4 tRNA genes and 5 rRNA genes (1 of these 9 cut by a window edge) are annotated in these 8,809 nt (G+C 43.1%); all 9 read right to left on the bottom strand.

The features are described 5' to 3' along the window. A 23S ribosomal RNA gene (locus PG913_RS00400) occupies positions 1-93 on the bottom strand; it reaches 2,783 nt to the left of the window's first position. A 199-nt stretch (positions 94-292) separates the two neighbouring features. Next, positions 293-366: transfer RNA gene (locus tag PG913_RS00395), tRNA-Ala, on the bottom strand. A gap of 86 nt (positions 367-452) precedes the next feature. Further along, positions 453-526, bottom strand: a tRNA-Ile gene (locus tag PG913_RS00390). Positions 527-607: 81 nt separating this feature from the next. After that, a 16S ribosomal RNA gene (locus PG913_RS00385) occupies positions 608-2,125 on the bottom strand. Positions 2,126-3,097: 972 nt separating this feature from the next. Next, positions 3,098-3,206 (bottom strand): 5S ribosomal RNA (rrf, locus tag PG913_RS00380). Positions 3,207-3,311: 105 nt separating this feature from the next. Beyond that, positions 3,312-6,187, bottom strand: a 23S ribosomal RNA gene (locus PG913_RS00375). A 199-nt stretch (positions 6,188-6,386) separates the two neighbouring features. Further along, a tRNA-Ala gene (locus PG913_RS00370) sits at positions 6,387-6,460 on the bottom strand. A gap of 86 nt (positions 6,461-6,546) precedes the next feature. Further along, positions 6,547-6,620: transfer RNA gene (locus PG913_RS00365), tRNA-Ile, on the bottom strand. A gap of 81 nt (positions 6,621-6,701) precedes the next feature. Continuing rightward, positions 6,702-8,219: ribosomal RNA gene (locus PG913_RS00360) — 16S ribosomal RNA — on the bottom strand. The 16S, 23S and 5S rRNA genes sit together here with 4 tRNA genes alongside, the layout of an rRNA operon. Positions 8,220-8,809 lie beyond the last annotated feature (590 nt).

Raw genomic sequence — 8,809 nt, 5'->3', positions numbered from 1 at the left:
TGTGCCCCTCCCCGTAGCTTATCGCAGCTTATCGCGTCCTTCATCGCCTCTGAAAGCCTAGGCATCCGCCATACGCCCTTATTTAGCTTATTGTACTTTTTGCTCTAAACATAAATGTTTAGAACGAGCTCTTTATAATTATTTATTTTTATAAAAATATTGTTGTTAATCCGAAGATTAACTTCTCTATCTTGATTTCTTTACGATATCATTTTACCAATATGTCAATGAACTTGTGGCGAGTCGCCACTGACAAGTATTTAAACTTTTTGTGAACAACTTTATGCCGTTGTGGAGAATATCGGAGTCGAACCGATGACCTCTTGCGTGCAAGGCAAGCGCTCTAGCCAACTGAGCTAATCCCCCATTTGAAATTCAGAATTATGAATTCAGAATTACGAATTTAGAACCCTCTAGTTTCCAGAATTTCCTTTCTAATAACTTGCTTTTTGTAGTCTCAGGCAGACTCGAACTGCCGACCTCTACATTATCAGTGTAGCGCTCTAACCAGCTGAGCTATGAGACTATAATAGCTTGTTATTAGTGTTTTTTAAAATTAACAGCAAAGAGTAAAATTTCCCTTTTGTAACTCACCATCTTTCTCTAGAAAGGAGGTGTTCCAGCCGCACCTTCCGGTACGGCTACCTTGTTACGACTTAGCCCTAGTTACCAGTTTTACCCTAGGTCGCTCCTTGCGGTAACGAACTTCAGGCACCCCCAGCTTCCGTGGCTTGACGGGCGGTGTGTACAAGGCCCGGGAACGTATTCACCGGATCATGGCTGATATCCGATTACTAGCGATTCCAGCTTCACGGAGTCGAGTTGCAGACTCCGATCCGAACTGTGATATGGTTTATAGATTCGCTCCTGGTCGCCCAGTGGCTGCTCATTGTCCATACCATTGTAGCACGTGTGTAGCCCAGGACGTAAGGGCCGTGATGATTTGACGTCATCCCCACCTTCCTCACGGTTTGCACCGGCAGTCTCTCTAGAGTCCTCAGCTTAACCTGTTAGCAACTAAAAATAGGGGTTGCGCTCGTTATAGGACTTAACCTGACACCTCACGGCACGAGCTGACGACAACCATGCAGCACCTTGTGATCTGTCCGAAGAAAACTCTATCTCTAAAGCTGTCAGACCACATTTAAGCCCTGGTAAGGTTCCTCGCGTATCATCGAATTAAACCACGTGCTCCACCGCTTGTGCGGGCCCCCGTCAATTCCTTTGAGTTTCAGTCTTGCGACCGTACTCCCCAGGTGGGATACTTATCACTTTCGCTTAGTCACTGAACCGAAGTCCAACAACTAGTATCCATCGTTTACGGCGTGGACTACCAGGGTATCTAATCCTGTTCGCTCCCCACGCTTTCGTCCCTCAGCGTCAGTATATACGTAGTAGACTGCCTTCGCAATCGGTATTCTAAGTAATATCTATGCATTTCACCGCTACACTACTTATTCTATCTACTTCCATATAACTCAAGTCAATCAGTATCAAAGGCAGTTCCATCGTTGAGCGATGGGATTTCACCTCTGACTTAATTGACCGCCTGCGGACCCTTTAAACCCAATGATTCCGGATAACGCTCGGACCCTCCGTATTACCGCGGCTGCTGGCACGGAGTTAGCCGGTCCTTATTCTTACAGTACCGTCAAGGATCTACACGTAGATCGGTTTCTTCCTGTATAAAAGCAGTTTACAACCCATAGGGCAGTCATCCTGCACGCGGCATGGCTGGTTCAGAGTTGCCTCCATTGACCAATATTCCTCACTGCTGCCTCCCGTAGGAGTCTGGTCCGTGTCTCAGTACCAGTGTGGGGGATAATCCTCTCAGACCCCCTACCTATCGTTGCCATGGTAAGCCATTACCTTACCATCTAGCTAATAGGACGCATAGTCATCTTGTACCCATAAATGTTTAATGCAAAAGAGATGCCTCTTCTACACATTATGGAGTGTTAATCTTCATTTCTAAAGGCTATCCTCCTGTACAAGGCAGATTCTATACGCGTTACGCACCCGTTCGCCGGTCGTCAGCATAGCAAGCTACCTGTTACCCCTCGACTTGCATGTGTTAAGCCTGCCGCTAGCGTTCATCCTGAGCCAGGATCAAACTCTTCATTGTATATTTTAAATAATATTAATGAATAAGTTTCAAAAGAATTTGTTCTAAATTAATAGAACGTGGTTATTCTACTCTTATTTACGCTGTCAATTTCAATATTTTCAATGAACCTAGTTTTCTTTTTAAAAAAAAACCAGAGATAAGTTACACTTATCATTTTTTGTAGAAATGTTAGAATCGAACTAACTGACTTTTTACAGCCATCCCAAATTTCTTTATCGCTTTAATTTCTTAAAGCGGTTGCAAATATACATTCTTTTATTTGTTCTAAACAAGTTAAACTTAACTTATTTTTTACATTTTATTAATGTGATACTTACTAATATATTAATGAACCTTGTTAACTTTTAAACTTGCGTTTTTCCGTTAGCGGTTGCAAATCTACGTCCTTTTATTGGAACAGCAAGTGACTTTTTTTATTTATTCTTAAAGTATTTTATTAATATCTGATTTTCAAATAATTGAAGTATTATTTTTTTATTACTTTTTGATTATTTTAATTTAAAATGGCTATTTTACTGATTTACTTTTGATTTTACTTCTTTTTTATTTTTGAAAAATCTTCTAAAAAGCTCTAAATAATCAATAAAATACGGAATTATAATAGTTCTGTACGAATGCCTAGCCCCGATTGAAGCATCTGTTTGAGCTCTTTTTTGTTTTTCTTTTCGAAAAAACAAAAAAAGCGAGTGCGGAAAGCGGGAAATTGCTGCTCAATATTCTTATTTTAAAAGATAAATAAATCCTTTTTTATGAGATTTATCTAATATTTCAACCTCCTATCCTCATTATTTCCTTCGGATATAATACTTCTTAGGTATATAAAAAGCCTTCACAGGTTTTAAAAACCTGTGAAGGCTAGGTTTACTATCTAATTTAGCGATGCTACCTCTTATATTTCAGTTTACAAAAACTCTTTTATTTCGATTTAGCGCAAAAAAAACCTCAATCTATAAAGATTGAGGTTTCAAAGAAAGGCAACGACCTACTCTCCCACCATTGGCAGTACCATCGGCGCAAATGGGCTTAACTTCTCTGTTCGGGATGGAAAGAGGTGAGCCCCATTGCGATAATCACCTTAAATCGTTTCAGTATATTTCAACTGTATAAGTTAACATATTGGTAAAAATTATATCGTAAATAATCAAAAGAGTTGGTGCTTGCACCCTTTCGAGCGCAAGACTTCTACATAAGCCTATGGGTTATTAGTAATACTCGGCTATGACATTACTGCCTTTACACCTGTATCCTATCAACGTGGTAATCTTCCACGACCCTTTAAAGAAATCTCATCTTGTGGTGGGTTTCGCGCTTATATGCTTTCAGCGCTTATCCCTTCCCAACGTAGCTACTCTGCAATGCTCCTGGCGGAACAACAGATACACCAGAGGTTAGTTCAACTCGGTCCTCTCGTACTAAAGTCAAATCCACTCAAATTTCTAACGCCCACAGCAGATAGAGACCGAACTGTCTCACGACGTTCTGAACCCAGCTCGCGTGCCACTTTAATGGGCGAACAGCCCAACCCTTGGGACCTTCTCCAGCCCCAGGATGTGACGAGCCGACATCGAGGTGCCAAACCCCCCCGTCGATGTGAGCTCTTGGGGGAGATCAGCCTGTTATCCCCGGAGTACCTTTTATCCTTTGAGCGATGGCCCTTCCATGCGGAACCACCGGATCACTATGCTCTACTTTCGTACCTGATCGACCTGTATGTCTCTCAGTCAAGCTCCCTTATGCCATTGCACTCTACGCACGGTTACCAAACGTGCTGAGGGAACCTTTAGAAGCCTCCGTTACTCTTTTGGAGGCGACCACCCCAGTCAAACTACCCACCACGCACTGTTCTCATTGCTGAGTTAGATTCTAGATAAGCAAAGGGTGGTATTTCAAGGGTAACTCCACAACGCCTAGCGACGCCGCTTCATAGTCTCCCACCTATCCTACACATTACTTATCCAAAACCAATACGAAGCTATAGTAAAGGTTCACGGGGTCTTTTCGTCCCGCTGCGGGTAATCGGCATCTTCACCGATACTACAATTTCACCGAGCTCATGGCTGAGACAGTGTCCAGATCGTTGCACCATTCGTGCAGGTCGGAACTTACCCGACAAGGAATTTCGCTACCTTAGGACCGTTATAGTTACGGCCGCCGTTTACTGGGGCTTCATTTCATTGCTTCGCCGAAGCTAACAACTCCACTTAACCTTCCAGCACCGGGCAGGTGTCAGGCCTTATACATCATCTTTCAATTTAGCAAAGCCCTGTGTTTTTGATAAACAGTCGCCTGGACCTTTTCACTGCGGCCCATCCGAAGATGGGCGACCCTTCTCCCGAAGTTACGGGTCGATTTTGCCTAGTTCCTTAGCCGTGAATCACTCGAGCACCTTAGAATTCTCATCCCAACTACCTGTGTCGGTTTACGGTACGGGTTCTCATAATCTGAAGCTTAGAGGTTTTTCTTGGAAGCCTTTAGGCACACTATCAACGCATCCGAAGATTTGTTGTACTATCACATTTCACCTAGATCAGCGGATTTGCCTACTGTTCTAATAGCTACATGTTTCAACGAACTATTCCGTCAGTTCGCGGTGCTTTCATTACTCCGTCACCCCATCGCAATTATAAGAAGTACAGGAATATTAACCTGTTATCCATCGACTACTCCCTTCGGATTCGCCTTAGGACCCGACTAACCCTCAGCTGATTAGCATCGCTGAGGAAACCTTAGTCTTTCGGTGAGGGGGTTTCTCGCCCCCTTTATCGTTACTTATGCCTACATTTTCTTTTCTATCCGCTCCAGCATTCCTTACAGGACACCTTCGGCGCAAATAGAATGCTCCCCTACCACTTATACTGTGTATAAATCCATAGCTTCGGTAATATGTTTATGCCCGATTATTATCCATGCAAAACCGCTCGACTAGTGAGCTGTTACGCACTCTTTAAATGAATGGCTGCTTCCAAGCCAACATCCTAGCTGTCTAAGCAGTTTCACCTCGTTAGTTCAACTTAACATATATTTGGGGACCTTAGCTGATGGTCTGGGTTCTTTCCCTCTCGGACATGGACCTTAGCACCCATGCCCTCACTGCTGAGTAACATTTTATAGCATTCGGAGTTTGTCAGGAATTGGTAGGCGGTGAAGCCCCCGCATCCAATCAGTAGCTCTACCTCTATAAAACTTTCGCTCAACGCTGCACCTAAATGCATTTCGGGGAGTACGAGCTATTTCCGAGTTTGATTGGCCTTTCACCCCTACCCACAGGTCATCCAAAGACTTTTCAACGTCAACTGGTTCGGTCCTCCACTGTATGTTACTACAGCTTCAACCTGCCCATGGGTAGATCACTCGGTTTCGCGTCTACTACTACTAACTATGGTCGCCCTATTCAGACTCGCTTTCGCTTCGGCTCCGGACCTTAAATCCTTAACCTTGCTAGTAACAGTAACTCGTAGGCTCATTATGCAAAAGGCACGCCGTCACACAGTTAATGTGCTCCGACCGCTTGTAGGCGTACGGTTTCAGGTTCTATTTCACTCCCTTACTTAGGGTTCTTTTCACCTTTCCCTCACGGTACTAGTTCACTATCGGTCTTTCAGGAGTATTTAGCCTTACCGGATGGTCCCGGTGGATTCATACAGGATTACTCGTGTCCCGCACTACTCAGGGTACTGCTATATCTTCTTCGATTACCTATACTAGACTATCACTATCTTTGGTTTGTCTTTCCAGACAATTCTAGTTCTCTTAGATTCTAATGTCGCAGCCCTACAACCCCAACACTGCCGTAACAGTATTGGTTTGGGCTAATCCGCGTTCGCTCGCCACTACTAACGGAATCACTATTGTTTTCTCTTCCTCCGGTTACTTAGATGTTTCAGTTCACCGGGTTTGCCCCCTTGCGGGTGATATGTCTTCAACATACCGGGTTGCCCCATTCGGAAATCTACGGATTATAAGGTATGTGCCCCTCCCCGTAGCTTATCGCAGCTTATCGCGTCCTTCATCGCCTCTGAAAGCCTAGGCATCCGCCATACGCCCTTATTTAGCTTATTGTACTTTTTGCTCTAAACATAAATGTTTAGAACGAGCTCTTTATAATTATTTATTTTTATAAAAATATTGTTGTTAATCCGAAGATTAACTTCTCTATCTTGATTTCTTTACGATATCATTTTACCAATATGTCAATGAACTTGTGGCGAGTCGCCACTGACAAGTATTTAAACTTTTTGTGAACAACTTTATGCCGTTGTGGAGAATATCGGAGTCGAACCGATGACCTCTTGCGTGCAAGGCAAGCGCTCTAGCCAACTGAGCTAATCCCCCATTTGAAATTCAGAATTATGAATTCAGAATTACGAATTTAGAACCCTCTAGTTTCCAGAATTTCCTTTCTAACAACTTGCTTTTTGTAGTCTCAGGCAGACTCGAACTGCCGACCTCTACATTATCAGTGTAGCGCTCTAACCAGCTGAGCTATGAGACTATAATAGCTTGTTATTAGTGTTTTTTAAAATTAACAGCAAAGAGTAAAACTTCCCTTTTGTAACTCACCATCTTTCTCTAGAAAGGAGGTGTTCCAGCCGCACCTTCCGGTACGGCTACCTTGTTACGACTTAGCCCTAGTTACCAGTTTTACCCTAGGTCGCTCCTTGCGGTAACGAACTTCAGGCACCCCCAGCTTCCATGGCTTGACGGGCGGTGTGTACAAGGCCCGGGAACGTATTCACCGGATCATGGCTGATATCCGATTACTAGCGATTCCAGCTTCACGGAGTCGAGTTGCAGACTCCGATCCGAACTGTGATATGGTTTATAGATTCGCTCCTGGTCGCCCAGTGGCTGCTCATTGTCCATACCATTGTAGCACGTGTGTAGCCCAGGACGTAAGGGCCGTGATGATTTGACGTCATCCCCACCTTCCTCACGGTTTGCACCGGCAGTCTCTCTAGAGTCCTCAGCTTAACCTGTTAGCAACTAAAAATAGGGGTTGCGCTCGTTATAGGACTTAACCTGACACCTCACGGCACGAGCTGACGACAACCATGCAGCACCTTGTGATCTGTCCGAAGAAAACTCTATCTCTAAAGCTGTCAGACCACATTTAAGCCCTGGTAAGGTTCCTCGCGTATCATCGAATTAAACCACGTGCTCCACCGCTTGTGCGGGCCCCCGTCAATTCCTTTGAGTTTCAGTCTTGCGACCGTACTCCCCAGGTGGGATACTTATCACTTTCGCTTAGTCACTGAACCGAAGTCCAACAACTAGTATCCATCGTTTACGGCGTGGACTACCAGGGTATCTAATCCTGTTCGCTCCCCACGCTTTCGTCCCTCAGCGTCAGTATATACGTAGTAGACTGCCTTCGCAATCGGTATTCTAAGTAATATCTATGCATTTCACCGCTACACTACTTATTCTATCTACTTCCATATAACTCAAGTCAATCAGTATCAAAGGCAGTTCCATCGTTGAGCGATGGGATTTCACCTCTGACTTAATTGACCGCCTGCGGACCCTTTAAACCCAATGATTCCGGATAACGCTCGGACCCTCCGTATTACCGCGGCTGCTGGCACGGAGTTAGCCGGTCCTTATTCTTACAGTACCGTCAAGGATCTACACGTAGATCGGTTTCTTCCTGTATAAAAGCAGTTTACAACCCATAGGGCAGTCATCCTGCACGCGGCGTGGCTGGTTCAGAGTTGCCTCCATTGACCAATATTCCTCACTGCTGCCTCCCGTAGGAGTCTGGTCCGTGTCTCAGTACCAGTGTGGGGGATAATCCTCTCAGACCCCCTACCTATCGTTGCCATGGTAAGCCATTACCTTACCATCTAGCTAATAGGACGCATAGTCATCTTGTACCCATAAATGTTTAATGCAAAAGAGATGCCTCTTCTACACATTATGGAGTGTTAATCTTCATTTCTAAAGGCTATCCTCCTGTACAAGGCAGATTCTATACGCGTTACGCACCCGTTCGCCGGTCGTCAGCATAGCAAGCTACCTGTTACCCCTCGACTTGCATGTGTTAAGCCTGCCGCTAGCGTTCATCCTGAGCCAGGATCAAACTCTTCATTGTATATTTTAAATAATATTAATGAATAAGTTTCAAAAGAATTTGTTCTAAATTAATAGAACGTGGTTATTCTACTCTTATTTACGCTGTCAATTTCAATATTTTCAATGAACCTAGTTTTCTTTTTAAAAAAAAACCAGAGATAAGTTACACTTATCATTTTTTGTAGAAATGTTAGAATCGAACTAACTGACTTTTTACAGCCATCCCAAATTTCTTTATCGCTTTAATTTCTTAAAGCGGTTGCAAATATACATTCTTTTATTTGTTCTAAACAAGTTAAACTTAACTTATTTTTTACATTTTATTAATGTGATACTTACTAATATATTAATGAACCTTGTTAACTTTTAAACTTGCGTTTTTCCGTTAGCGGTTGCAAATCTACGTCCTTTTATTGGAACAGCAAGTGACTTTTTTTATTTATTCTTAAAGTATTTTTTAATTAATTGTTTTTCAATACCTTAATTTAAATATTTTTTTGTTCTTTTTAATTATTTGAATTTAAAACAACTGTTTTATTCGGTTTACAGCTGGTTTATTTTTTTTTTGAAATCCTGATTTGCCGTAGTTCTTCGCTTTATGCGATGCTG

The organism is Tenacibaculum pacificus (genome assembly GCF_027941775.1).
GTDB lineage: Bacteria > Bacteroidota > Bacteroidia > Flavobacteriales > Flavobacteriaceae > Polaribacter > Polaribacter pacificus_A.
The sequence above is the reverse complement of the archived record's forward strand: the minus strand, read 5'-3'. Positions and strand labels throughout refer to the sequence as shown.